This window comes from Agrobacterium sp. H141, assembly GCF_057158725.1.
Genome location: NZ_CM169893.1, coordinates 2,254,667 through 2,280,467 on the forward strand (window position 1 = coordinate 2,254,667; position 25,801 = coordinate 2,280,467).

The 25,801-nt window shown below is 57.5% G+C and carries 20 protein-coding genes; 11 read left to right on the forward strand and 9 right to left on the reverse strand.

From position 1 onward, the window contains the following. Nucleotides 1–3 precede the first annotated feature (3 nt). The 3 genes from ACWPM9_RS10315 to ACWPM9_RS10325 all read right to left on the reverse strand — a co-directional run bounded on the left by ACWPM9_RS10315 (nucleotide 4) and on the right by ACWPM9_RS10325 (nucleotide 2,996). Nucleotides 4–1,881 (reverse strand): amidohydrolase, encoded by a 1,878-nt coding sequence (locus tag ACWPM9_RS10315; RefSeq protein WP_484755040.1) that lies wholly within the window; start codon nucleotides 1,879–1,881, stop codon nucleotides 4–6. Between the two features lie 97 nt (nucleotides 1,882–1,978). Next, the gene (locus ACWPM9_RS10320) at nucleotides 1,979–2,257 is read right to left on the reverse strand and encodes a XapX domain-containing protein (protein WP_484755041.1); all 279 of its coding nucleotides are present in this window, start codon (nucleotides 2,255–2,257) and stop codon (nucleotides 1,979–1,981) included. 49 nt (nucleotides 2,258–2,306) lie between these two features. Then, a complete protein-coding gene (locus ACWPM9_RS10325; protein ID WP_484755042.1) occupies nucleotides 2,307–2,996 on the reverse strand; it encodes a hydrolase in 690 nt (229 codons plus the stop codon). Between the two features lie 766 nt (nucleotides 2,997–3,762). On the opposite strand from ACWPM9_RS10325, the gene ACWPM9_RS10330 reads away from it, so the two are divergent. Continuing rightward, nucleotides 3,763–6,612 (forward strand): ATP-binding protein, encoded by a 2,850-nt coding sequence (locus tag ACWPM9_RS10330; protein WP_484755043.1) that lies wholly within the window; start codon nucleotides 3,763–3,765, stop codon nucleotides 6,610–6,612. A 134-nt stretch (nucleotides 6,613–6,746) separates the two neighbouring features. On the opposite strand, the gene ACWPM9_RS10335 is transcribed toward ACWPM9_RS10330, so the two are convergent. The 3 genes from ACWPM9_RS10335 to ACWPM9_RS10345 form a co-directional block, all read right to left on the reverse strand. Continuing rightward, nucleotides 6,747–8,093, reverse strand: coding sequence for an MFS transporter (locus ACWPM9_RS10335; protein ID WP_484755044.1), 1,347 nt, complete (start codon nucleotides 8,091–8,093; stop codon nucleotides 6,747–6,749). A gap of 259 nt (nucleotides 8,094–8,352) precedes the next feature. Then, on the reverse strand, nucleotides 8,353–9,327 hold the full coding sequence (locus ACWPM9_RS10340) for an alpha/beta fold hydrolase (protein WP_484755045.1): 975 nt from the start codon (nucleotides 9,325–9,327) through the stop codon (nucleotides 8,353–8,355). A 185-nt stretch (nucleotides 9,328–9,512) separates the two neighbouring features. Further along, entirely contained in the window at nucleotides 9,513–9,728 is a 216-nt protein-coding gene (locus tag ACWPM9_RS10345; protein ID WP_484755046.1) for a hypothetical protein, read from the reverse strand. A gap of 54 nt (nucleotides 9,729–9,782) precedes the next feature. Here ACWPM9_RS10345 and ACWPM9_RS10350 point away from each other — a divergent pair, with 54 nt between their 5' ends. Next, nucleotides 9,783–10,439 (forward strand): flavodoxin family protein, encoded by a 657-nt coding sequence (locus ACWPM9_RS10350; RefSeq protein ID WP_484755047.1) that lies wholly within the window; start codon nucleotides 9,783–9,785, stop codon nucleotides 10,437–10,439. Between the two features lie 26 nt (nucleotides 10,440–10,465). Further along, the gene (locus ACWPM9_RS10355) at nucleotides 10,466–11,404 is read left to right on the forward strand and encodes an alpha/beta fold hydrolase (RefSeq protein WP_484755048.1); all 939 of its coding nucleotides are present in this window, start codon (nucleotides 10,466–10,468) and stop codon (nucleotides 11,402–11,404) included. A gap of 118 nt (nucleotides 11,405–11,522) precedes the next feature. On the opposite strand, the gene ACWPM9_RS10360 is transcribed toward ACWPM9_RS10355, so the two are convergent. Next, nucleotides 11,523–12,800, reverse strand: coding sequence for an MFS transporter (locus ACWPM9_RS10360; RefSeq protein WP_484755049.1), 1,278 nt, complete (start codon nucleotides 12,798–12,800; stop codon nucleotides 11,523–11,525). Between the two features lie 199 nt (nucleotides 12,801–12,999). Between ACWPM9_RS10360 and ACWPM9_RS10365 the strand changes: the two genes are divergently transcribed. The 4 genes from ACWPM9_RS10365 to ACWPM9_RS10380 all read left to right on the forward strand — a co-directional run bounded on the left by ACWPM9_RS10365 (nucleotide 13,000) and on the right by ACWPM9_RS10380 (nucleotide 19,146). Further along, on the forward strand, nucleotides 13,000–13,545 hold the full coding sequence (locus tag ACWPM9_RS10365; RefSeq protein WP_484755050.1) for a helix-turn-helix domain-containing protein: 546 nt from the start codon (nucleotides 13,000–13,002) through the stop codon (nucleotides 13,543–13,545). A 373-nt stretch (nucleotides 13,546–13,918) separates the two neighbouring features. After that, entirely contained in the window at nucleotides 13,919–16,783 is a 2,865-nt protein-coding gene (locus ACWPM9_RS10370) for an ATP-binding protein (RefSeq protein ID WP_484755051.1), read from the forward strand. Nucleotides 16,784–16,844: 61 nt separating this feature from the next. Beyond that, the gene (locus tag ACWPM9_RS10375) at nucleotides 16,845–17,801 is read left to right on the forward strand and encodes an NAD(P)-dependent oxidoreductase (RefSeq protein WP_484755052.1); all 957 of its coding nucleotides are present in this window, start codon (nucleotides 16,845–16,847) and stop codon (nucleotides 17,799–17,801) included. A 187-nt stretch (nucleotides 17,802–17,988) separates the two neighbouring features. Beyond that, nucleotides 17,989–19,146, forward strand: coding sequence for an MFS transporter (locus ACWPM9_RS10380; protein WP_484755053.1), 1,158 nt, complete (start codon nucleotides 17,989–17,991; stop codon nucleotides 19,144–19,146). An 875-nt stretch (nucleotides 19,147–20,021) separates the two neighbouring features. Here ACWPM9_RS10380 and ACWPM9_RS10385 read toward each other — a convergent pair. Then, nucleotides 20,022–20,885, reverse strand: a complete 864-nt coding sequence (locus ACWPM9_RS10385; protein WP_484755054.1) for a MurR/RpiR family transcriptional regulator — start codon at nucleotides 20,883–20,885, stop codon at nucleotides 20,022–20,024. On the opposite strand from ACWPM9_RS10385, the gene ACWPM9_RS10390 reads away from it, so the two are divergent. Next, a complete protein-coding gene (locus ACWPM9_RS10390; RefSeq protein ID WP_428186718.1) occupies nucleotides 20,871–21,029 on the forward strand; it encodes a hypothetical protein in 159 nt (52 codons plus the stop codon). The genes ACWPM9_RS10385 and ACWPM9_RS10390 overlap by 15 nt on opposite strands. A 56-nt stretch (nucleotides 21,030–21,085) precedes the next feature. After that, nucleotides 21,086–22,174: a D-TA family PLP-dependent enzyme gene (locus tag ACWPM9_RS10395; RefSeq protein ID WP_484755055.1), complete on the forward strand. Its 1,089-nt coding sequence runs from the start codon at nucleotides 21,086–21,088 to the stop codon at nucleotides 22,172–22,174. A 338-nt stretch (nucleotides 22,175–22,512) separates the two neighbouring features. Here the strand turns inward: ACWPM9_RS10395 and ACWPM9_RS10400 are convergent, their stop codons facing one another. Continuing rightward, a complete protein-coding gene (locus ACWPM9_RS10400; protein WP_484755056.1) occupies nucleotides 22,513–22,695 on the reverse strand; it encodes a hypothetical protein in 183 nt (60 codons plus the stop codon). 15 nt (nucleotides 22,696–22,710) lie between these two features. Here ACWPM9_RS10400 and ACWPM9_RS10405 point away from each other — a divergent pair, with 15 nt between their 5' ends. Together ACWPM9_RS10405 and ACWPM9_RS10410 are read left to right on the forward strand one after the other, a co-directional pair. After that, on the forward strand, nucleotides 22,711–24,192 hold the full coding sequence (locus tag ACWPM9_RS10405; protein WP_484755057.1) for a M81 family metallopeptidase: 1,482 nt from the start codon (nucleotides 22,711–22,713) through the stop codon (nucleotides 24,190–24,192). A 66-nt stretch (nucleotides 24,193–24,258) separates the two neighbouring features. After that, nucleotides 24,259–25,776: an ABC transporter substrate-binding protein gene (locus ACWPM9_RS10410; protein WP_428186715.1), complete on the forward strand. Its 1,518-nt coding sequence runs from the start codon at nucleotides 24,259–24,261 to the stop codon at nucleotides 25,774–25,776. The last annotated feature ends 25 nt before the right edge of the window (nucleotides 25,777–25,801 follow it).

A 25,801-nucleotide genomic window follows, 5' to 3' on the forward strand; every position in this document is an offset into this window, starting at 1 on the left:
TCTTCATACCGCCCAACAAGAGCAACCAAGAGCGCCAAAGAATCCCTTCAGATCGGAAATCGGCAGTGTCGAGGCCCATGCGACGGCATGGTCATGGCCGTGGACCCCGCAATCATTCGTGCAGCCGCAGGAGGCTATGACAGTTCGACCAAGAGAGTTGCGTCCCGCGCCCTCCGGCTCGCCCCAGGCGGCATAGCCGCGAAATTTTCGTACTGGCGACCAGTCCGGCATGGCTGGCGGCAAGTCGCTCTCGTCGAATGTTGCAAAATCGGCAGCTCCGTAGACAACCTTTCCGCCAACAATCGTCAGTTCGGAGGTCAGGAAAGACAGCTCGTCCTCAGAGCAGTTGAAGAAATCCTTGTCCGGTACGACCAGATCGGCCAACTGACCGACAGCGATCTGCCCCTTCTTACCCACTTCGTTTGAAAACCAGGTCACCTTTTCCGTCCACATTCTCAGCGCCGTCTCGCGGTCGAGGCAGTTGGCGCGCGGATAAAGCTGCATGCCGCCGACCGTCTTTCCAGTCACCATCCACGACATTGATACCCATGGGTTATAGGAGGCGACACGTGTCGCATCTGTGCCGGCAGACACGTTGACGCCTCTTTCCAGCATTCGGCGAATTGGCGGAGTCGCTTCGGCCACACCATGGCCGTAGCGTTCTACGAAATACTCGCCCTGATATGCCATCCGGTGCTGCGTGGCGATCCCGCCCCCCAGAGCGGCAATGCGGTCGATCGAGCGCTCGGAAATGGTCTCGGCATGATCGAAAAACCAATTCAGCCCCTCTAGCGGGATCTCCTTGTCGACCGTCTCGAACACATCGAGCGCGCGTGAAATCGTCTCGTCATAGGTCGCATGTAACCGCCAGGGCCAACGGTTTTCGGCGAGCACCCGCACGACCTCTTCCAGTTCACCTTCCATCTCGGGGGGCATGTCCGGTCGCGGCTGGCGAAAATCCTCGAAATCTGCGGCAGAAAAGACAAGCATCTCACCCGCACCGTTATGGCGAAAATAGTCGTTGCCCTGCTTGTATTTGACCGACGAGGTCCAGTTGAGAAAATCGTCCTTCTCCGCCTTGGGCTTCTGGGTGAAGAGGTTGTAGGCGAGCCGAACGGTCATCTGTCCATCATCGGACAATTTCTGGATGACCTCATAGTCTTCCGGGTAGTTCTGGAAGCCGCCGCCAGCATCGATGACACTGGTCACGCCCAGGCGGTTGAGCTCGCGCATGAAGTGCCGCGTCGAGTTCAACTGATACTCAAGGGGGAGCTTGGGGCCCTTGGCCAGCGTCGAATACAGAATAGCGGCATTCGGTTTTGCCAGAAGAAGGCCGGTTGGATTGCCGTTGGCGTCGCGCCTGATTTCGCCGCCCGGTGGACTTGGCGTGTTCTTTGTATAACCGATGGCGCGTAGCGCCGCGCCGTTCAACAATGCGCGATCATAAAGGTGAAGGAGAAACACAGGCGTATTGGGTGCCACCGCATTGATTTCCTCAATCGTCGGGAGACGCCTTTCCGCGAACTGATGCTCGGTAAAACCGCCAACGACCCGCACCCATTGGGGTGGAGGGGTCACCGCCACCTGACGTTTCAGCATATCCATTGCATCAGCAAGCGAGCGAATGCCATCCCAGCGCAGCTCCATATTGAAGTTCAAGCCACCTCTGATGACATGGGTATGGTTGTCGATAAGGCCCGGCAAGACCCGCTTGCCCTTCAGGTCGATGACTGTCGTGTCCGGACCGGCATGGGTCATGATCTCGCTGTCGCTTCCAACCGACAGAAACTTTCCGTCTTGAATGGCAATTGCGGTAGCTGCGGGATTCGTCCGGTCCAGTGTGGTGACAAGTCCATGATGAAGAATAAGGTCAGCATACATGGTTGGGTTCCTGATAGTGCGGGTGAAGCTAAGCGTCATTTGAAACAAGAGGCGTTGTGGCGACGTGGAATGCGCCATGCCTGTCGCTGGTCAGCGCTCACGCGCGGTCTTCAACACGCTGGGTGACCGCGCCATCACCGGACTTACCTGTGGGCATATGGCCGAACATGTGTGGCTTGATCTGCTTGATCCAGGAAACGGCGGCCGGCTCGCTACTCCAGAACGATCTTGCAAACGGCAAGATCTGCTCGCCGACGAGAATGCCGAGAAGCCCGACTAACGCCACCACCGGTGGTGCCGGAGAACGAACATTGAGAAGGCTGTATACGATACCAACCAGCAGACCGGCACCGAGAGAAAACAGATAGATTTTCATGCGAGCGTCCTCGATCAGGATGAGAAGCCGTGTGCGACATTGGCTGCGCTTACTTGACGGGGTTGGGACCGATGCGCTTTCCGTGAGCGACACGTTCCTCCGCGCCGTGCACCATGGTGTATGCATAATCGACACCCATGCCGTAACCGCCCGAATGCTCCCTGACCAGGTCGATCACCACATCATAGGTCTCGCGACGCGCCCAATCGCGCTGCCATTCAAGAAGAACCTGCTGCCATGTCATCGGAATGATGCCGGCCTGCATCATGCGGTCCATCGCATATTTATGTGCGTCGACAGACGTTCCGCCAGAGGCATCGGCAACCATGTAGATCTCGTAGTCGGCTACGTCATTGAGCGCCGAGAGGGCAAAGGTCAGATTGCACACTTCCGTCCAGAGACCGGAAACGACGATCTTTTTATGCCCCGAGGCCGCGTGCTTGGCCAATGCATCTCGTACATTCTGGTCATCCCATGAGTTCATGGAGCTACGCTCCAGAATGTCGTTCTGTGGAAAGACCGCCAGCAATTCTGGGTAGGTATGCCCGGAAAAGGACTCCGTCTCGACCGTCGTGATGGTCGTCGGAACATTGAATATCCTGGCGGCTTTGGCCAGGCCGACAACGTTGTTCTTCAGCGCCTGGCGATCGATAGACTGCACGCCAAACGCCATTTGCGGTTGCTGGTCGATAAAGATCAACTGGCTATTGGAAGGCGTAATGATTTCGAGCTTCGACATTAAATTCACCTCATGACCTGGGACAGTTCCGACTGAAAAGTCGCATGAAAATCAGAGGGTCTCGGAAGAAGGAGACCCACATATCGTTGACAAGCCACGAAATGCAGCATCCAGGGCAATCGCTCTTGAATCTGCCGATCAAATTTGGCCGGAATGATTGTTTTCTGACAATATGCGGCGAGAGCGCGTGTCCAAGGCCGTGGGCGGGTGGCTAAACGAGACCGATCTTGTGGAGATCCTCGAACAGCCGAGCCGATCCGCATGACAGATCGACGATCTATGAAATCGTTCTGGTCGACCGGCTGTCGGGGGTCATCGATGCTGTTCCGATCGACACGGGAGTTCGACCGCCGTTCAACCAATATGTGGGCCTGTTGCACATCAGGCAAAGAACAAGATGATCAGGTCGTCGATTCTATGGCTAGAGCCAATTCTGGGGAATCTCATGCTCGCCTCGTTAATCACGGGAAGCAACACAGCGACCGTCGTCAGGCTATGCGCGTGTTAAATTTTGTAAAACGTCGTGCGGAGTGCACAGCACAACCGACGACTGCCTGCTCTGCAACGGGTTTCGAGCAAGGCACCGTATCCCGGGCTTGCGGACCACACTGCAATTCCAAACAGGTTTTACATCTCGCTTTACGCCCAATTACACGCGGGAAGACTCGCACTTCTAGTTGCTTGTGCGACAATTTGGTATATCGTTTAGGTTGATGAGAAACTGTTTTAGAGTTCACACATAAATTGTGGTGCCGAGGGTGCCCTCATGTCAATCTTGCAAGACAAGCCAAGCGATAGGCAGGCGCCAATCGCGTCCGAGGGCAATGCCCCCTCGGCGTGGCTGGCTGTGCAGGATAATGGCGCAACCAATACTCAACCTTATGGGCCGGCGATCCGGATCGGGCCATTCACCCTATATCCTGAGCAGCACAGCTTGCACCGGGCGGGCGAGCCGGTGCGCATCGGCAGTCGCGCCTTGTCGCTCCTCATTGCCCTGGTCGAAAAGCGCGGAGAGCTAATCACCAAGGAAGCCTTGATCGCAAGCGTTTGGCCGGACACCTTCGTCGAAGAGGCGAATCTTCGGGTTCATATCGCTGCGCTGCGCAAGGTCCTTGGAGATACGGCCGATCCGCCGCAATACATCACCAATGTCAGCGGCAGAGGATACCGGCTGATCGCGGGGGTGGTTCCGGAACAAGATGACGCGCTGCGTACCGCGGCATTGACCCGCCTGATCGGCCGTGACGAAGAGATCACGACACTGGCCGAGCGTGTTGCACGCCGACGGCTTGTTACGATTTCGGGTCCGGGTGGAATCGGCAAGACATCCGTCGCTTTCGCACTGCTCGGCAAGCTGCAGGAAACGTTTGAAGACGGAATCGTCACGGTCGATCTGGACGCCGCTGCCGCTGATGAGCAAAGCCTGCAGCAGGCCGTTGCGATCGCGCTCAAGGTTTCGGCTAACGTTGACGACGGCCCGACTGCGCTTGGCGCATTTCTCAATGGCAAGAATATGTTGCTGGTGCTCGACAATTGCGAGCATATCATCGACGCTGTTGCGCAAATGGCCGAGTTGTTGCTGCGAAACGCGCCCCGGCTGCACATTCTTGCGACGTCTACTGAGCCAATGAGCGCCGAGGGTGAATGGGTATTTCGGCTGCTTCCGCTCCGGTTGCCGTCAGAAGCCGAAGCCCTCCGGGCTGATGATGCATTATGCGTCCCCGCCGTCGAGCTGTTCGTTGAGCGCGCGAGGGCATGTTCCGAGGCTTTTCGGTTCACAGACGCCGATGTTCCGCTCGTAACGGAAATCTGCCGCCGGCTTGATGGCAATGCGCTTGCCATCGAAATTGCCGCCGCGAGCGTTGAGATATTCGGCCTCAAAGATCTTGTCGAACACCTGGACGACCGGTTTCAGATTCTGGTGCGCGGCAGGCGGACGGCAGCGCCGCGACACCAGACGCTGCGTAATCTGCTGGACTGGAGTCATGGCAGGCTAACGACGAGTGAGCAGTCAACCCTGCGGCGTCTGTCGATTTTTCGTGGCTGGTTTACGCTTGATGCGGCCCGTGCCGTCGCCGCTATCGACAACTCGCCCCTTGCGGTGATCAACGATGTTGCCAGCCTCGTTCGCAAGTCGCTGCTGCAGGTCAAGGTCGAAGGAGCCTTGACCTGCTATCGGCTGCTCAACAGTACGCGTGCCTATGCCTATGAAAAGGCGGAGGAAACGGACGAATTGACTGTGCTCAACCGCAGGCACGCCGTCTATTTCGAAAGCGTGCTTGAACGTGCCGACATCGATTGGACTCGTATGTCGCGCAGCAGCTGGATGGAGAATTACGGCCTCTTGCTCGACGATGCCCGCGCCGCGACCGACTGGGCCTGGACCGCCGAAGGTGATATCGGACAGGCCCTGCGCTTGACGGCTCTGCTGCTGCCTCTGGGTTACCAATTTGCACTGGTAAACGAGTTGGACGACCGCGTGGAAAAGGCACTGGCTCGCGCCTCCGAAGCCTCGCCGCGCCAACTGCTGGCCGAGATACGCCTCAATGTTGCCTATTCTGGCCTGCGGCAGAGCCGAGATGTCGAACTCCTGAACAAGGATACTTCACTTGACCGCGCGATCGCACTCGCAAAGTTGAGCGGAGATCCCTCGCTGTTGGCCGCGCCCCTGATCAAATACGCTTCGCACGAATTGACATTAGGCCGTTACAGGGCCGGCCTGGCCTATGCCGAACGTGCTTCCGATGCACTTGCAAATACAACGGACGACGCTGCCAGACTGGCCGCCGATCGCGTGCTGGCTCAGGCGACCAACATGACGGGCGACCATGAGCGTGCCGTCCTCTATGCGCGGCGCGCCACGGCACATCCGGCTGTGAATATTCCTCTCATTTTCGGTACGATGCAGGTTGACCGTCAGGCTTCCATGCGTGTTGTCCTGGCCCGCTCGCTTTGGATGCAGGGCTACGCGCAGCAGGCCAATTCAGCAGCACTCGAAGCTTTGTCGTATGCCCGCAAGGACGGCCCACACGCTGTTTCTCTGGCGTTCGGCTTCGGCGCGTGTCCCGTCGCTATCTGGTCAGGTTTCGATGAACAAGCCGAAGGCATGGTCATTGAACTGCTCGAACACGCTCAGCGCTACGCATTGCCTAACTGGCAGCGGTGGGGAGAGATCTTCGACATGGTACTGGCACGCCGTCGCTGCGACCCGCCTCGTTCGATCCCGCCTGCCGTGTCGCTTCAGGCCGACACTCTCGTTACGTTCGATCCGGATATGCTCAGCAAGGATGCGACAATGCGTGCCCGCGTTGGCATCGCGGGATGGGCCAATCCCGAAATATTACGGGCAATGGCGCTACGTACACTCAAATCGACGCGTTCCGATCGCGTAGCGGAAGCCTCTGCCCTTCTCACGCAGGCCATGGAACTGGCGGAGCAACAGTCGGCTCTCGCCTGGCAGTTGCGGATCGCGATCACCTTGGCCGAGATGCACCGTGCTGACGGAAGACCTGCGATGCTTCGCCAGGTGCTGGAGCCAGTGTTCGAACGGCTGACGGAAGGCCACAATACGATGGACGCTCTCCATGCCCGCAGCCTGCTAGAGGGCCGTATCTGACGCGGAATGCGGCATCGCAGGTCAACACGTCGCTGGATTCTCCTGATGAGGATGGAGCGACGCTGACTGCGAAGCGCATTGGCTAGGGAGGCGCCGGTACGATTGGCGCCGCGCAAGCGGGAGACGCTTGGGCGTCAGGCGACGACGCGGCCTGCCTCCCCGCGTGGACCGAACATCGCCACCACCGTTACAAAGGCCATAAGTGTACCTGCGATCACCAAGAACATTGCGAGCGGCCCCTGAGCATGAAGCAGTGGCAGCAATGCAAGCGGCACCAGCGCGGAAGCGAAACGGTTCGCGGCCCAGCCCCACGAAGCGCCCTGCGCGCGGCGATCAGTGGTGAACATTTCAGCTGCATAAAGCACTATAATCGGTGTGAATAGGTTCACAAGCAGGTTGAACAGCAAGCCTGTAGACATCAGCGCGATCGGGTTGTTGACAATCGCGAATAGGATCCCGAGCGCACCCATTCCGATCGCCAGTAGTATGAGGGCTGATCGTCTTTCGACGCGATCCACTACGAAACCACCGATAATCGTGCCAATCAGCGGCCCGAATGTCGAGACGCCAACATAGAGGATCGAATCGCGCGGATTGATGCCTTTTTCCACCAGCACCGCTCCCGATAATGTGCTGAACCCCACCGTGGCCCACGGCATCAGCAAATAGGCGACGATCAGGAATACCAGGCTCCTCACGAAAGCCGAATTCGACATAGACTGGCGGGGCGAAGTCTCTTTTACCAAATGCGTTGCCGGCACTGCCCGACCGATCGCCGGTGAGGCGGTGAACCGCGCCAAGACCGCTTCGGCCTCAGCCACACGCCCTTGGGTCAGCAGCCAGCGGGGGGATTCCGGGACGAAACGGAACAGGAAAGCGCTGACGGCTGCACCGGCGCCTGCGGCCAGGAACGCCCAGCGCCAGGCTTCGAGGCCGAACGGCATCGCGCTGCCAAGACCGCGTACCATGAAGATGAGGCCTGGCGGTCCGAGATATCCGATGGCCACGGCGATCAGGACCAGTCGGCCGCGTCGTGACGCTGGGAAAATATCAGTCATGAAAGCAATCATCAGAGGAGGATAGGCACCGAGAGCAAATCCCGAAAGACCGCGAAACAGGATCAGCGTTTCAATGCTGGAACTGAAGCCCGCGCCAATCGAGGTGGCGGTCAAGATGATCAGCGACCAAAAGAGCACGCGTTGGCGACCGTATCGGTCGGCCAACCATCCCAGCACAGGCACGCCGCCGATGGCACCGATATAGGCTGAGGCGAGAAGCCAGGCCAACAGTCTTTGGTCGACGACATTGGGCGGCGAAGAAAAGATCGCAGAAAGAATGCCGCCAAAGGCGATTTCGGCGAGATCGAAGGAAAAGCCGATAGCGCAAACAAGAAGGATGAATATGTGCAGGCGCGTCAATGGCAGATTGTTAAGTTGCAGCTCGCGGGTCGCCACTGTCGTTGCGTCGTCGTTTCCAGTCACGTTCCACCCCCACTCCGGTTACGTGGACGGATACTCAGGTCCAGCGCCGACCGAGCGCTAGTAAATTGATGTAAATTTTTGAAAAAGTCAGGTCGCGACCGGCGCTGGCGACAGTTCCAGCCTGCCGCCGCATGACAAAGGGCTCGCCCCCTACTCCGCCCGTTTCCAGGTTTTGGGACCGGCAGCACAGGCGGGGAGGATGCTGCCGGTCGCCCGGGGATGAGCAGGGTGACCGATAGACGGTGCGAGATCCTCCCGCTCAGGCTTTGACGAATGCCAGCAGATCCGGATTCAACACATCCGCGTTGACCGTCAGCATACCGTGCGAATAACCCTCATAGACCTTCAGTGAGCCGTTCTGGAGCAGCTTCACGGAAAGCATGGCGCTTGTATCAATCGGAACGACCTGGTCGTCCTTTCCGTGCATGACGAGCGTCGGCACAGATATCGACCTCAGGTCTTCGGTCTGGTCCGTTTCCGAGAACGCTTTGATGCCGTCATAGTGTGCCTTGGCGCCACCCGCCATGCCCTGACGCCACCAGTTCTGAATCACTCCCGGAAGCACCTTGGCACCCTCGCGATTGAACCCGTAGAAAGGGCCTGCGGGGAAATCGGCGAAGAATTGGGAGCGATTTGCTGCAACAGCCTGGCGAATCCCGTCGAAAACCTCGATTGGCAAACCGCCCGGATTGGTGGTGGTCTTGAGCATGATTGGAGGCACCGCACTGACCAGCACCGCCTTGGCGACACGGCCCTGCGGTTCGCCGAATTTGGCAACATAGCGCGCGACTTCACCGCCACCTGTGGAATGGCCAATGTGGACTGAGTTCCTGAGGTCCAGCGCCTCGAACACGGCCGACGCGTCGGCGGCATAGTGATCCATGTCATGACCCTCGGAGACCTGTTGCGAGCGTCCGTGGCCACGTCTGTCATGGGCGACGACGCGGTAGCCCTGTTGCAGGAAGAACAGCATTTGCGCGTCCCAATCATCGGACGACAGTGGCCAGCCATGATGGAAGACGATTGGCTGAGCGTCCTTGGGCCCCCAGTCCTTGAAATAGATTTCGACACCGTCTTTGGTTTTCACATAGCTCTCATTCATTGGAAAATTTCCTTGTTGTATGGGGGCCACTTCGGCGGCCGCAAGAGCGGGTGCAGCAATCACGAATGAAGCTGTGGCGCTTGCCTTGAGGGCCTGCCGACGGGAAAGATGGAAATTGAAGATATCCCTCATGAAGATGTGTCTCCTGCTAGAAGGGGCTCAACAGGAGGCCCTGGTTGACGTCTTCAAGACTTTCACGTCCGTTCGTCGCTGGATTGTCTTTTTCCCTGCTCGTTTGAACAGGACACTTTTAACGGCATCTCGATCTGTTGCATGGGTGATGCCATTCCTTGGAAGGCAGCGCAGAATGTCTGTGCTCAAATTTCATTGAAGGAGACTGGCCGCAGGCGCTCGCGAATGGGCGCCGAAGCGTGAGCCGCTGTCAGCGGATCTTTCCGACAAAGAGGCAAAGCACTCAGCTCGTCGACCGCAATAAGCTGGCTTCGGGCCGCCAACAAGCCCAGCATCCGGCTCTTTTCATCTCCCCTCGCAATGAACATCGAGAACGAGACAAACCCAACAGAGATCGTCAAGCGACCGATCGTCTGACGTGTCATTTGAATTCTGCGATCCAATAGGAGGTTCAAATGACGAAAGCAAAAGTGGCTATCATCTATCACTCTGGCTATGGACACACAGCGTCCCAAGCCGCCGCAGTAGCGCGAGGCAGCGCATCGGCTGGCGCTCAAACCTTGCTTGTTGCCCTCGATGGGACGGAGGTGCCCTGGGATGAATTGGCTGGAAGCGATGCACTGATTTTCGGTAGCCCGACCTATATGGGAGGCCCCTCCGCCCAGTTCAAAGCCTTCGAGGACGCGACCTCAAGCAAGGTCTTCGGCGCCGGGTTTCTTTGGAAGGACAAGATTGCCGCAGGTTTCACAAACTCTGCTGCCCGCTCCGGTGACAAGCTCGCCACACTCCAGCAGCTATCAATCTTCGCCGCGCAGCACGGTATGTATTGGGTCGGTCTCGGTCTGCCTCCTGGCAACAACAGTTCTGCGGGATCAGAAGAGGATCTTAACCGGCTCGGCTTTTTCCTCGGCGCTGCAGCGCAATCCAACGCGGACGAAGATGCCAGAGCTGCGCCGCCGACAGCCGATCTGAAGACAGCGGAACATCTGGGACGCCGGGTGGCCGAGCTTGCCTTGCAGCTCGCTCAGGGTCGCCAATCTGCCTGGTTCGATAACCGCGCTCCGCTTGGCGCAGCAGGCGATCGCCCAAACCTTGAAACAGCGCAACGCTAGTGCAAGCCGACCGAAGGAAATTGATCATGTTAAAGCTAATCGCAGCCGCAATGACCCTGGCGACAGCCATCCTCGCCTCAGCATCCGGCGCAATCGTGCGCGCCGCGCCGATGGTGTCCTTCCCCCCATCGTTCCATATAGAGGAGATCGCCACCAACGGAACAACAATCCACACACGAGTAGGGGGACACGGGCCGGCGGTGTTGCTGCTCCACGGCTATGGAGAAACCGGCGACATGTGGGCGCAGATGGCAACCGATCTTTCGAGCGAATACACCGTCATCGTGCCGGATCTGCGCGGCATGGGACTGTCTGCACCGGCCACATCAGGCTTCGAGAAGAAGAATGAAGCGGTCGACATGGCCGGCATCCTCGACAGGCTGGATGTGAAGGACACCGTCGTTATCGCCCACGATATCGGCAACATGGTGGCCTATTCTCTTGCGATGCAGTTTCCCAAACGGGTGAACCAGCTTGTCGTGATCGATGCGCCGGTCCCGGGCATCGGTCCGTGGGAAGAGGTTCTCAAGAATCCCCTGCTCTGGCACTTCCGCTTCGGCGGTCCGGATATGGAGCGCCTCGTTGCCGGGCGCGAACGCATCTATCTCGACCGTTTCTGGAATGATTTCTCGGCCAATCCGGCAAACTTTGACGAAGATTCCCGACGCCATTACGCCGCGCTCTACGCCCGCCCCGGCAATATGCATGCAGGCTTTGCGCAATTCGCAGCTTTCGATCAGGATGCCGTCGATAACCGCGCCCTCCTGGCCAAACACGGTAAACTCGACATGCCGGTATTGGCGATTGGGGGCGAGCAGTCATTTGGCCCGGTTATGGCGACTGTCATGAGAGCTACTGCGATAAATGTAGAGGAGGGGATTGTGCCCGCCTCGGGTCACTGGATCATGGAAGAAAACCCGGTTGCAACAATTCGGATTGTGAAGACTTTTCTCGCAAAGAATTAGGGGCGTCCCCTCCTCTATCCGGCCGAAGGTATCCTTCTTCACTGTCAGGACGATACCAGCCGATCAGGGCGATCTAGGAAAGCGTTGCCGGTTGCCGGTGACGCTTTCTTGCTTTGTATCAGGCAAGTTCTTCGCCCGCACGCCCTGCCGGTGCGAGCCATGTCAGTGCGGCCGAACAACACAAGACCAGTGCCAGGGTGAGAAGCAGCGTCCATGGGCCGGCGCCGTGAAGCAGAGGAAGAAGAACGAGCGGAGCGAAAATGACGCTGACCCGATTCATTGCCCACAGCCTTGTTGTCGCGATGACACGCTTTTCTGCGGAAAAGAACTCCGCAGCGTAGAGGCTCAGGATTGCGAGAAAGAGACCCATGGAAAACCCGAACAAGACTGACGAAACGCCCAGAAGCCAGGGTTGATTGCCGATTCCGAACAGAACCAGCGAAATGGCTCCTCCGACCAGTGTCAAAAACACGGCGCTACGTCTCGAAATCCGGTCGACCATGAAGCCGGACAAAACAGTGCCAACGGCAGGGCCGAAACTCATGGCCGTTACAAAAAGCAGTGTGTCGTTCAGATTAAAACCCTTGTTGACGAGGATTGCACCGCTCAGGAGCGGAAACCCTACTCCTGCCCAAGGGACGACAGCATATAGAACGGGAAGGATAAGGAAGGTGGTCATTTTACTGTTTCCTTGTCCCGCAGGATTGGGAGAGGCTGGCTCGATCCGCGCCCGTGTTGCGGCGCGATTATCTGACTTGCGCAGTGCGCTGAACCCGACACTGACTGCCAGCGACATCATCGCTCCGAAAAACAGTGCCACCCTCCAACCTTCAAACCCATAGACGGGGTTCTGGGTGAAATGACGCGTGGCATAGATCATCAAAGGGGCACCAAGGGTTCCGATAGCCGTTACTGTGAGCGTAACCGCTGCACGCCAGCGACCGGGGGTGTGGTCAGCCAGGAAAGCGATGGCAAGGGGTGGGAATGCGCCGATGGCAAGCCCGCTCAGGGCCCGCATAACGATCAACATCTCAATGTCTTGAGAGAAAGTGGCGCCAAGGGAGGTCACCGTGAGCAGCGCCATGGCACCGGCCAGAGATACCCGAATAGAGAACCGGCGCGCCAGTTGACCGAAGCCGAGTGCGCCGAATGTCGCGCCGACATATGGTGCCGACAGGAGCACTGAAAGCAATCCATTTCCTGCCATTCCGCTACTCGATGGCACGGAAAAGATTGCGCCAAATGCACTGGAAATGGCGATTTCTCCGATATCAACCATAAAGCCCAGGGCACAGACCAAGTATAGCAGGAAATGATGGGCTGTGAGCGTTGGCCGCTCACCGTACATGCCGGTATCGCTCTTTTCTTTGTCAGAATGTGAAGCGGAGTAAACCATTGATGCCTCCAAAGCAGGCCCATTAAACAGGCCTGTCATTTCTGATCCAGAACCTGGTATCTCACAATAGAACGAGAGCAAATACAGCGATATTTAACAAAATTTCGCATGTAATGATTTGCCTCTTCTCACCCTGCCATCGAACAATCGCACCCAGTTTCAACAATAGTTCGACCTGAAATTGAATGGAGCATGATCGATGAACATATCACCCGAGAATAACTGTATCGAAGCCAATATTAGCGCTACCCAAATAGAGCTTTTACTTAAAGATGCCGCTTCACTGGTGGTGCGCGATCCCGACGCAACACGGCTTCGGCTCGACGAGGTTTTGGTCTTGCTCGCAATCCTGCAGACATCGCGCGAAAGGCAAGAAGATGAATGTTATTTCCTTGCACCTTGGCAGAAGAAGCGCATCAAGAGCTATATCGAAGAACACTTGGAAGAACCAATCCGTATCGAGGCGCTTGCTGGGCAAACGCGGTTGAGCGCCAGTTATTTCTATCGTGCCTTCCGCGGTACCTTCGGTGTGGCGCCACACGCCTTTATCATGCGACACCGGATCGATCGCGCGATGGAACTTCTAAGTAAAGGTGACGACCCAATTGCACAGATCGCACTCGCCTGCGGCTTTGCCGACCAGGCTCATTTCTCAAGGGTCTTCTCCCGTCGGGCGGGTTTACCGCCAGGAGCCTGGCGGAGATTGAGACGAGGAGGCGTATTTTTTCCTTCTGGGATAAGGTGACGCACCTGGAGATCGTGGCCGGTTGGTCCAATGGCCAGAAAGTCCGCCGAGGGCAGTGGCAAGTTTGACCACTTGCGACAGGCCCGGGATGGAGACGATCGCGACCGATTCCACTTGAACGACTGCGCGTAATCGGCATATCCGAGGCACAGGCGACCGCGTCTCGGCTTCTCGGCGAACTGCTTCCCCGAAGGAAAGCGAGTGCACCGCTCAGCGATGCCGCAAAATGACACTTGAGACCGTGGCGACGATGAGTGATGATCTGCTTGTCAACATATCCAATGCGTTGTGCTGATCCAGACACCGACCTGTTCGGCAGGGACGAAGAGCACCGAAGCCTCACTACCTCGCAGACCTTCATCTCGGGGAACTGATGAAAGATGAGCAAATGCCATCGCTTAACGAACAGGAAGGCGACCGATCCGGGTTACCGGTCCCGTTAGAGCCTTGCTTATCGTTTTCCGATTGCTGCTTATTTCCCACACGTCGGCAATTTTTCAGGGCCAACACGGAAGTTCAGCTGAGGGGCCGGGAGTTCGACCTTCTGTACGCGCTTGTGGAGAATGCCGGAACATTCTTGAGCAACGACGTGTTAATCGCACGTATCTGGCCGACATCGACGGTAAGTGAATCCAATCTGCGGGTGCAGATGGCTTCCTTGCGGCGTGCCCTCGGTGACAATGGGACTGCCGGTCGCATGATCGTCAATGTTACCGGCAGGGGATATAGTTTCACCTTGCCGGTCGTCTGCGACAATGCTTGTCCTATCGACTCCGAACAGGTGCAGCCACCGAACCCGGCCTTTGTTCCGGTGGCCCTGCCCCCGAGCGCAATGCCCAACAAGAACCTTCCGAACCGCCTTTCCGGGCTGATCGGTCGCGAACCTGTGCTGACAAAACTTCTCGTTCACATGCCGCATCGCCGCCTCCTGACGATTGTCGGTCCGGGAGGCATCGGCAAGACCAGCCTGTCGATGACATTGGCCGAACGTTTGGAAAATGCTTACGAGGACGGTGTTTATTTTGTGGATCTTGCAACAATCCCGGACGCCTCAACCATTGTGTCCGCGCTGACCAAGGCATTCAATCTCAGGCTGACGATGGCCGAGCCAATGGATCAGATTTTGGAATGGCTATCTGATCGCCACGTGCTCGTGGTCCTTGACAATTGCGAGCACGTGATCGAAAGGGCCGCTGAGCTGGTCGAGGAGATCCTGCGGGGCGCGCCGCGTGTTCATATGTTGTGTACCAGCCGCGAAGCACTTCGCGTCGACGGCGAGTGGATCCATCGTCTGGCACCGCTCGATTCACCACCTCAATCGGACAGCTTGATGGCCGATGAAGCGATTGCCTATTCGGCCATTGAATTGTTCGTTGAGCGGGCTATTGCCTGCCGAGATCTGTTCGTGATGTCCGACGAAGACGCCGCGCATGTGGCCAAAATATGCCGAAGTCTCGACGGAATACCGCTCGCGATTGAGCTTGCTGCGGCACGCGTCGACCGTCTGAATGTTCGATCACTGGCTGCACTCCTGCCAGATCGGCTGGAATTGCTAGGTCCTGGCAAACGGACAGCCAAGCCGCATCAGCAAACGCTGCGTGCGACATTGGACTGGAGTTACCAGTTGCTCGATTCCCGTGACCGAATTACGCTCAATCGCCTGTCGATTTTCCGGAACAGCTTCACGCTCGAAGCTGTGTTTGCGGTCGCTGGTTTCGGCGACATGAACGAGGGGGAAGCTGCCGATAGCCTTTTCGAACTTGTCGGAAAGTCCATGGTGACCGTTGAGACGGTTGACGGAGAGGATTATTATCGCTTGCTGGAGACGACGCGCGCCTACGCGAGTGAGAAACTTCTAAAGTCTGGCGAGCATAACGATATTGCCGGTCGGCATGCTTTATTGTGCCGGGAGATTCTCCTGAGGGCAAAGGATGATCGGCACAATACAGCACAAGCGGATTGGGTAAGGGCTTATGGCCGGTGGATGGACGATGTCCGCGCTGCCCTTGATTGGACGTATTCCGGCGAGGGAAATGTAGTTCTGGGCATCGAACTCTCGGCTCTTTCTTCGCCGCTCGCCAGTCGGCTGGCATTGCTGCGAGAATATCTGGGGCGGATCGAGTATGCCTCGGACCAAGTTCGGATGCTGGAGCCGCCAAACCCGTTTCTGGAACTGCGCGTCAATGCTGAGCTCGCTTATCTGCTGCAGCACACTTCGGGGGACACGATCGAGCTTAGGCGCGTTTATGATCGCGTAACACAGCTACAGCTACAGACTGGGGATGCAAAAGAGAGATTCGAGGCCATTCACTTCGACTTCGGAATGCTGTTCAGCCGGACCGATTGGAACAAGGCACTGGAAGCTGCCACAGCAGCTAAGATAACTGCAGCCGTGCCGGGAGAACCGTACCTCGTGGCATCGGCCGAACGAATGCGGGCGCAGGCATTTCACTATCTTGCCCGGCACAGAGAAGCGGTTGAATGCGGACAAGCGGTGCTGACCGCGGCAACCGGCTCTTCACTTTATATGGCATTTACACGCGTCGACCCGCGGATCTCTGCGCGCGCGGTTATGGCGCGTTCTCTATGGCTGTTGGGCGAGTGCGACAACGCGGTCGAAGTCGTCCATGACTGCCTGGCTTTTGCCGAGCAATTTCGCAACCACCCCCTGTGCCAGGGACTGGCGATGGGGGCCGTGCCGGTTGCCGCCTGGTCGGGTGATACAGTTGGAATGACGCGCTATGCGAACGCCATTGTCGAAGTCGCCATTGAGAGTGGGATGGATTACTGGATTGATTGGGGTCACAAGCTCCTTCTGACTGCGACCAGCAGACCTGATGAAGTGTCAAGACTGGTGCTCGAGCCGCTCATGGCCGACGACCTTGCCACCTACAACCGCCATCTGGTGACAGCAGAGATCTGCGCGCGCTTCGAGGCCGGAAATTCACCCTGGGCGGCACCGGAAATTTTCCGCGGGTATACAGCGAACCTGTTTGAGGCAGGTGCAATCAGTTCGGCGGAAGCGGAGGCACGTCTGCACAAGGCGCTTGATCTCGCCCGGTCGCAGGAAGCCTGTTACTGGGAGTTGCGCATCATCAATGATCTTGCTGCTATGCAACTGGAAAGACAGGAAACACAGGCATTGCGGATGATCGAAAGGTTGCTTGCAAGACTCCGCGGGGCGTCGGATTCGGCGGATGTCAAACGCGCAATCGCTCTGCTTTCTTCTTCAGAATAGTGCCCGTTCGGAATGATAGAATGATACAATTTTCATTCGAATGCATGCGCAAGATATTCGCATGCGTATCACGATCCTCGACGACTGGACCAATTCTGTTCGGAATCTAAAGTGCTTCAGCAAACTCGCCGGGCATGACGTCCAGATTTGGACCGATAGTGCTGTCGACGAGGACACTCTGATCCGTCGCCTTGTCGCAACCGAAGTGATTGTTCTGATCCGGGAACGGACACATATCGGCCAGCGCGTCATCGCGGCACTTCCTGCTTTGCGCCTGATCAGCCTGTGGGGCCCCGCGTCTCATATCGATCTTGAGGGATGCCGCAGTGCCGATGTTCTGGTGACATCCGCCACCCGCGCATCGAAGCCATCATTCGCGACAGCGGAACTCACCTGGGCGCTGATCCTGGCCGCCGCCCGATATCTGCCGGATCAGATAGCCGCGTTAAAGGAAGGTCGCTGGCAAACCTCCCTTGGACGGACATTGCAAGGGCGACGACTTGGTATATTGGGATTCAATGATATCGGCCAGTTGACCGCCTGCTACGGCGTGGCATTCGGCATGTCCATAAATGTCTGGGGTTCGCAGGCCGGACGCAGCCATGCGCGTATGGCCGGATACACCGTGCCCGATACGCGTGGTGCATTCTTTTGTGGATCCGATGTGGTGTCGATTCACCTTTGCCTGCCGGGCGGGTCCATGCATTCCGTTACCGCCGAGGATCTTGCTGGCATGGGTCCAGACAGCATCCTCGTGAACACCAGTGGTTCGACAATCCTCGAAGCCCATACGCTGCTGGCTGCGCTGCAAACGGGACGCCCAGGTCTCGCAGCGATCGACCTCTTTGACCGTGACCCAACAGATCCGGCCTTGGAGCCACTGCTTTCTCACCCGCGTGTGATTGCGACGCCGCATCTTGGATACGCAACCACTGACGAATTCGAAGACTGTCTCGCAGTCGTCTTCGATCAGGTGCGCGCTTACGCCAGGGGAAGCCCGATCAACATCATCACCTGACGGCAAAGCCACTCAACCAAGGTATCTCAACCATCGGAGGACCGTGAATGCCCCTTACTTCCTTGCTCACCACTTCAGATGCGGTCGACGCGCTGCCGAAAACTGGGACCGCGTTGACTGCTCCGCTCGACCATCGGCAGAAATCCAAAATGAAGCCGCATTCCGCCGACGGGAAGGAGTGCGTCCAATGAGATATAATTTTGGCCTGTTGGCTCTCGCCCTCGGCACATTCAGCATCGGCGTGACCGAATTTGCACCGATGGGACTTCTGCCGGTGATCGCGACCGATATCGGCGTTTCCATCCCCAGGGCTGGCCTTCTCGTCAGTGCCTACGCGCTGGGGGTGGTCCTCGGCGCTCCGCTCATGACACTTGCGGCCGACAAGGTTGCGCGCAGAACATTCCTGATCGCATTGATCGGCATCTTCACGTTCGGCAATGTGCTTGCTGCGGTATCCGGCAGCTATACGGCACTGCTGGTCGCGCGCATCGTCACATCGCTTAGCCAAGGCGCCTTTTTTGGCGTTGGGGCTGTCGTTGCCACCGGTCTCGTCCCCGCCAACCGGCGCGCCGGCGCAGTCGCCATGATGTTTATGGGATTGTCACTTTCCAATGTGGCGGGCGTACCATTTGCCACTTGGGCCGGAGGCTATCTGGGCTGGCGCAGTTCCTTCTGGGGTATCGCCGGGCTCGGCGTCATCACGATGGCGGCGCTGCGGCTTACGCTTCCAGCTCTGCCGGTTGCGGTGGGAAGCAACGCTCTAAAGGAGTTGCGCGCGCTCACAAGCGGACCGGTGCTGCGCGCGCTCGCCTTAACGGTCATCGCAGCAAGCGCCATGTTTACGGTCTTTACCTATATTGTGCCCATCCTCCATGGCGCGACCCATGCCTCGCCGGGTTTCGTTACCGCGATGCTCGTCAACTATGGTCTTGGACTGACAGCAGGCAACTGGTTGGGTGGCAAACTTGCCGACCGTTCCGTTGACCTGACACTGTTGACCGGATTTGCGACGGTCATAGCGGCCCTGATCGCCTTTTCGTTCCTTATGCCCTATTCGCTGCCCACAGCTGTGATCATTTTCATATGGGGCACTGCGAGTTTCATTCTCGTTCCGCCGCTGCAAATTCAGGTCATAACAGCTGCGGCGGACGCGCCGAGCCTTGCGTCCTCGGTCAATATCGGCGCCTTCAACCTGGGCAATGCAGCCGGTGCGGCGCTGGGGGGAGCTGTCATTGCTGCCAACCTCGGGAACCCTGCAATCATGCTGGCAGGAGCCGCGATGTCGACGCTCGGTCTGGCATTCTTTGCTCGAACCAGAACAATGACGCCCAAAGCCCCCGTCTGAATGTTGATGGTCGGAAGGGTGGTTGCGTGGGGCGGGCTAGTCGGTGGGGTAGTTTGCGCCCCTTTCGAAGAGCCCCACGCCGACCAGGCCGCGTATGGCGTTCACCACAAATCGGTTGACCTGATCGGCGACTTGCCATTCTCGCCATCGGCGGGCTTTGTCAAAATTGGAGTGCACCATGATGCAGAACGCAAAAACACCATCGGGGGGCCAATTGCTGGTCCCCCGATGGTTTTTGGAAATAGTCTGCCTGGGCACTGTGTAAGGCCGATGGACTGCAGCGCTGATTCTGGAGAGTGCTGCTTTCCAGTCGCGTCCTTGGAACGCTAGTGTGAATCTCTCTGCTGGCGCGACACCAGTTTCAGACGACCGTCGGCACCGAGAACGTACAATTCGCTATAGTGATTCCCACCACTATAGAAATCCTGCGACGTCACGGAACCGACAGGGGACTTCGAAAGGTATCCGTATCCGTCATCATATGTAATGCTTCCCGGAATCGGATCGAGTGCAAATGAACTCGTGGACGAAAGCAATGCAAATCCGATTGCTGCTATAGCAAATTTCATTTTAATCTCCTGTATTTACTTGGGCGGCAAATGATCGCCGTTTGCAAAATTACTTTTGCTCCACCAGGAAATTTTAAATTGTACCATTATTCGAAATTTGCCCGATGCTGGTTTTGCGATGGCGACACGGACAGTCCAAGCGCAACAAGGCGCGCTTACGCCTGAAATCCGGGGAAGGTCCGCCGCATACTCTTCTGGAGCGCGCCTGGTCCGGCCTTGTTCAAACAAGTGGCGTCAGAGGGCCATCGTGTAGACGTGGTGTTCCCTATCGCCGGACGCGGCCAACGCCCCTCCTCCCCTTTTTCATCAGTCACCAAGCAGTTGGCGGTCGTCGCCATCGCGGTTGCGCACCAATTCCTCCTTGATGGAGCGCAGAGATTTCAGTGCTCTGTTGCGGCTGGCATAGGCCACCATGTTGGCGAGGATGTCGATCGCTGCGAGATATGCATATCGGGTGGATGTCGGACGAAAGATGTTCTTGCCTTCCGGCATCTCGATCGCAATCACCACATCGGCTGCCGCCGCCACAGGCGAGTCGTTCTGGGTCATGACGATTGTCGGGATGGATTGCTGGCGCAAAAGTTCAAGGCAATGGACGAGGCCCTCGTCCCGGCCGGTGAATGACGAGCCGAACACAACGGTGCCGGGCTGCGCGGCAGCCGAGATCATCAGGTTCATGCCATGATCGTTCGATGCATTGATACGACAGCCAAGACGGAACAGGCGATTGTGCAATTCGTTGACGATCATCGCCGAATTGCCGCTGGCGCCGAAGGCCTGAATAAACTCGGCGCTGCTGAGCATGCTCGCAGCCGTATCGATTGCCTTGAGATCAAGTTGGCGGTGGACCTCGAAAAGGGCGTTCTGCGCCTTGGAAACGATGTCGTGGGCAACCTCTTCCGCCGTCGCCGTCGGTGCCTCCGGTTTCAGGTAGCGCAAGCCGACATAGGCCAGTTTTGCAAGCTGCACCTTGAAATCCGAATAGCCCTGACAACCAAGCCGACGACAAAAGCGCGTGACAGTCGGCGGCGAGACCCCGGCCCGTTCGGCCAGATCGATGATGGAAGAGTTGACAACGAAATCGACATTTTCCAGTGCGAAATGTGCGAGCTTCGTCTCAAGGCTGGAAAGCCTTCCCTCTTCGTCGGAAAGGGCATGAAACAGATCCATCCGGTCGTCTCCTTCAGCGGCGATCTCGAAAAAATGCGCGGGTCCGTGAAAATGAATTTCACTGACGCCTGTTTTGATAGCATAATGACGCAAAGCATCAACGTAACTGTCGATGCTGACGAAAATGCAAATACTTGTGCCTGATGATATCAACTGTCTCCATTGACCAATGGCACAGCTCCCCCAAATGAGGTCTGACAATGAACTATCCGTGGCCCCAACCCGGCACGCCGCTTGAACAGGTCGCAACGCCGATGCCCGTTATCGACGAGGAACGGCTTGCCGCCAATATCGCCAGGGCCCAGGCCTATTGCAATTCGCATGGCAAGCGTTTCCGCCCTCATATCAAGACCCACAAGATGGCCGCGGTCGCCCGTCAGCAAATCGAGGCGGGCGCAATTGGCCTCAACTGCCAAAAGGTCACAGAGGCAGAAGCGTTCGCCGATGCCGGCTTCGATGACATCCTCATCACCTATAACATTCTGGGTCCAACCAAGCTTGCCCGACTCAAGGCGCTGAATGACCGCGTTGGAAAGCTTGCCGTCGTCGCCGATAGCGAAACCACGGTTGATGGACTAGCCTCCACCTTCGGTGAGGACAGGCCACTCACTGTGCTTGTCGAATGTGACACCGGCGCCAAGCGCTGCGGCGTCCAGACGCCACAGGCAGCGGTGGCACTTGCCGAGAAGATCGCGGCTGCGCCGGCGCTACGCTTCGGCGGCATCATGACCTATCCGGCGGTCGGGGGCGCGGAACAGGTGGAGCGGTTCATGGCCGAAACCATGAAATTGCTGTCGGACAAGGGGATCGATTGCCCGGTGCGTTCCAGTGGCGGATCGCCGGATCTGTTTGCGGCCCATCTCGTGCCGTCGGCCACCGAACACCGTGCCGGCACCTATGTCTATAACGACCGCAGCATGGTCCGTGCTGGCCATTGCACCACCGACGATCTGGCCATGCAGATCCTCGCAACCGTCGTCTCCCGCCCGGCCCCCGATCGCGCGGTCCTCGATTGCGGATCGAAGGCTCTCACGTCAGACCTGCTCGGCTTCACCGATTACGGCACGATTGTCGACTACGCGGGAGCGCAGATCGTCTCCCTATCCGAGGAACATGCCGTCATCGACCTTCAGGGGTGCCAGGTGCCGTTTGCAGAGATCGGTCAGGTCGTCAAAATTATACCCAACCACACCTGCGTCGTTACAAATCTGTTCGACCGCATCGTGTTTCATCGCGACGGGATCGTCACGCGGGTCGAAAAAGTCGATGCGCGGGGCACAGTCTGGTAATGCCCGGGCAATAATTTTCTTCAGTTTCAACTGACGTGCTGCGCCGAGACCCATGCGGCCTGCACCATATCGTGAAAATCGGGCGTCCATCACGGGCGCCCGTTTTCATGACGGCGCCTCAGCCACAATGCCAACCCAGCCGATCCAATGCGACTGAAGACCTTGATTTCTTGATATTTTGCCGCGTCGGGGCCGCCATGCGCTTCCTAGACAGATGCCGGCCCGCCTGAAAATCTGAGGGGCTTTTCCTCAATTACGTAAATATTTTACACAATATGTTCAGAATCGTTTCTGCGTGTTGACATAAACGGCTCGATTGGCATTATTAAGAAAATAAATTACACCGCAAATGGTGAACGGGTGAACTGAACGAGACTGGAAAGCACATCTTCAATACGCGCAGCTTCTGTCGCCACATCGGCCTCCAGACCTGACAGCGCTGACGAACGAAACTTGGAAATCAAAACAGCTTTACGACGGCATTGGATCTTCCACAGCGATGGAGGTTTGGTCCTGAGCATATTCGGATGAAAGACATGCGCATTTTTACCGCCTCGTTGGCGACTGAGACCAATACATTCTCTCCGGTGCCAACAGACATGAACGCTTTCAAGGCGGCATTCTATGCCGGACCGGGCGAACATCCGGATACGCCGACGCTCTGCTCCTCGGTCGTGCCGATCTTGCGGCGTCGCGGCAAGGCAGAAAATTTTACCGTGATCGAGGGCACATCGTGCTGGGCAGAACCCGCCGGCCTCATCCAACGCCAAACCTATGAAACCCTGCGCGACCAGATCCTCGACGAACTGAAGGCCGCGATGCCTGTGAATGGCGTCGTGCTCGGCCTCCACGGTGCCATGGTTGCCCAGGGTTATGACGATCCCGAAGGCGATTTCCTGCAGCGCATCAGGGAACTCGTCGGAACCGATGTGCTGATCGCCGCCGAATTCGACCCCCATAGCCATCTGACAGCGCGCCGGGTCGCCAATCTCGACATCATGGCGACATTTCTCGAATTCCCGCACACGGATTTCGAGCAGCGTGGGGAACATGTGGTCGAGCTCGCGCTTCAGGCCCTGCGCGGAGAAATCAGGCCGGTCATCTCCACCTTCGACTGTCGGATGATCACCATTTTCCCGACCAGTCGCGAGCCGATGCGCTCCTTCGTCAATCGCCTGCAGGCGCTGGAAGGCAAGGATGGCATCCTGTCCGTCTCCGTCATTCACGGGTTCATGGCCGGCGATGTTGAGGACATGGGAAGCCGCATTGTCGTCATCACCGACAACGACAAGGACAAGGGCGACGCTTTGGCGGCTGCTCTCGGTCGCGAGCTATACGGCATGCGAAAAGACACAGCCATGCCGATGCTCGGCACCGAAGCGGGCCTGGATCTCGCCGTGTCCATTCGTGGCGCGCAACCTGAAAAACCTGTTCTGATCGCGGATGTCTGGGACAATCCCGGCGGCGGCGTTGCGGGCGACGCCACGCATATTCTGCGGCGCATGCTCGAGCGCGGCATGGATGACTTCGCGGTCGCTGCCATTTGGGATCCGATCGCCGTCACCTTCTGCCACGCGGCCGGCCAGGGCGCTGAACTGAAGCTGCGCGTCGGCGGCAAATCCAGCCCGGAAGGCGGCGAGCCGCTGGACCTTCGCGTCACCGTTGAACGTGTCTTTCACGCCGGTTGGCAAAGTTTCCGTAACAGTCGCGTGACACTCGGCAGTACGGCCGTTATCCGTCCCGTTGGAACCAATATCGATATCGTACTGATTACCAGTCGCACCCAGACCTATGAGCCGGACATCTTTTCCAATCAGGGCATCGATTTTGCAAACAAGGCCTATTTGCTGATCAAATCGACCAATCACTTTTATGCGGGCTTCCAGCCGATTTCGTCCGAGATCGTCTATGTCGCCGCGCCAACCTCCTATCCGACCGACCCCGCAACGACACCATACCTGAAGGCAAGCCTCCAGCTTTGGCCGCGCGTTGCCGATCCGTTGGGACTGGATGGATGAATTTTCGAACCGGGACAAAAGCCCGACGAAAGCTTTGACCACACAAACTGCAACAAGGGGAATGACATGAAAAAGAGTGCATTTGTTCTGATAACACTGGCAGCGCTTGCCGGCACAAGCAGCCTGGCTTTGGCCCAGGCAAGCGACGGCGTGCTCACCGTTGCGACCATCGGTGAACCGCCAACGCTTGACGCCATGCAGACACCGACCGATATCGTGCTGACCATCGACCAGCATATCTTCGAGACCCTCTATACATATGATGCCGAATGGAAGTCTGTGCCGCTGCTCGCGGCCGACATGCCGACCATCTCCGAAGATGGTCTGACCTATCGGATCCCGCTGCGCGAAGGCGTTACCTTCCATGACGGCAGCGCCTTTGATGCCAAGGATGTCACCGCCTCGCTGAAGCGCTGGATGGCCATCAATTCCAAGGGCAAGCAGGTTGCCGAACTTGTCGACAGTCTGAGTGAAGACGGCGACCACGCGGTGGTCATCACGCTGAAGTCCCGTTATGCACCGCTGCTTGCGACCCTTTCCCAGGCATCCGTGATCATGCCGTCTGAAAAGCTGGCCGATACCTTGACCGAGTTTGTCGGCACCGGTCCCTACGAACTCAAGGAACGCAAGCCTGACCAGTATACCCAGCTCGTTCGCTTCGATGGCTACAAGTCACCGGAAGGCACGCCGAGCAATTATGCAGGCAAACGCGAGGCAATCGCCAAGGAAATCCGCTTCGTGCCGGTTCCGGATGCGAATACCCGTGTTGAAGGCCTGATCGCCGGCCAGTTCGATTATGCAGATTCATTGCCGGTCAGCGCCTATGAGCGGGTCGAGCAGAGCGACAATGCAAAGCCCGTTATCTTCAAGGATGCAGGCTGGGCCTCGCTCAACATGAACATGAAGGAAGGCTTGCTGACGAAGAAAGCGATGCGCCAGGCCGTACAGGCAGCGCTTGACCCGAATGACATGATGCTGGCTGCCTTTTCTGACGACCGGTTCTTCAGCGTCGACGGCTCGATCTTCCCGAAGGGCTCGTTCTGGCATACCGAAGCCGGTGTGGCCCGGTATGGCGAGGGCGATCCCGAAACCGCTGCCAAACTGCTTGAAGAGGCCGGCTATGACGGTCAGCCGCTGCGCCTGATGACCAGCCGGCAGTATGAATTTCACTACAAGATCGGCGAAGTCGCCAAGGCCTATCTCGAAGCCGCCGGCTTCAAGGTCGATCTGCAGGTGGTGGACTGGGCAACCTTGACCACGCGCCGCGCCGATCCAAAGGAATGGGATATCTTCATCACCCACTCCAACTTCCCTGGCGACCCCACAACGATCAACACGATCACCGATGCCTATCCCGGTTGGTACGTCTCCGACCAGAAGGCAAAGGCTGTGAGCACCTATATGGACGCCACCACAGACGACGCGAAAAAATCTGCCTGGGAAGGCATTCAGACCGTGATCTATGATGATGCGCCGCTCTATAAGGTTGGAAACTTCAACGCCGTTTCGGGTGTTGCCAAGGGCGTTTCCGGATATGAGCCAACCTACTGGCCGCATTTCTGGAACGTCACTCCCAAGCAGTAATGTGACAAAGTAAGGACCTGACTAT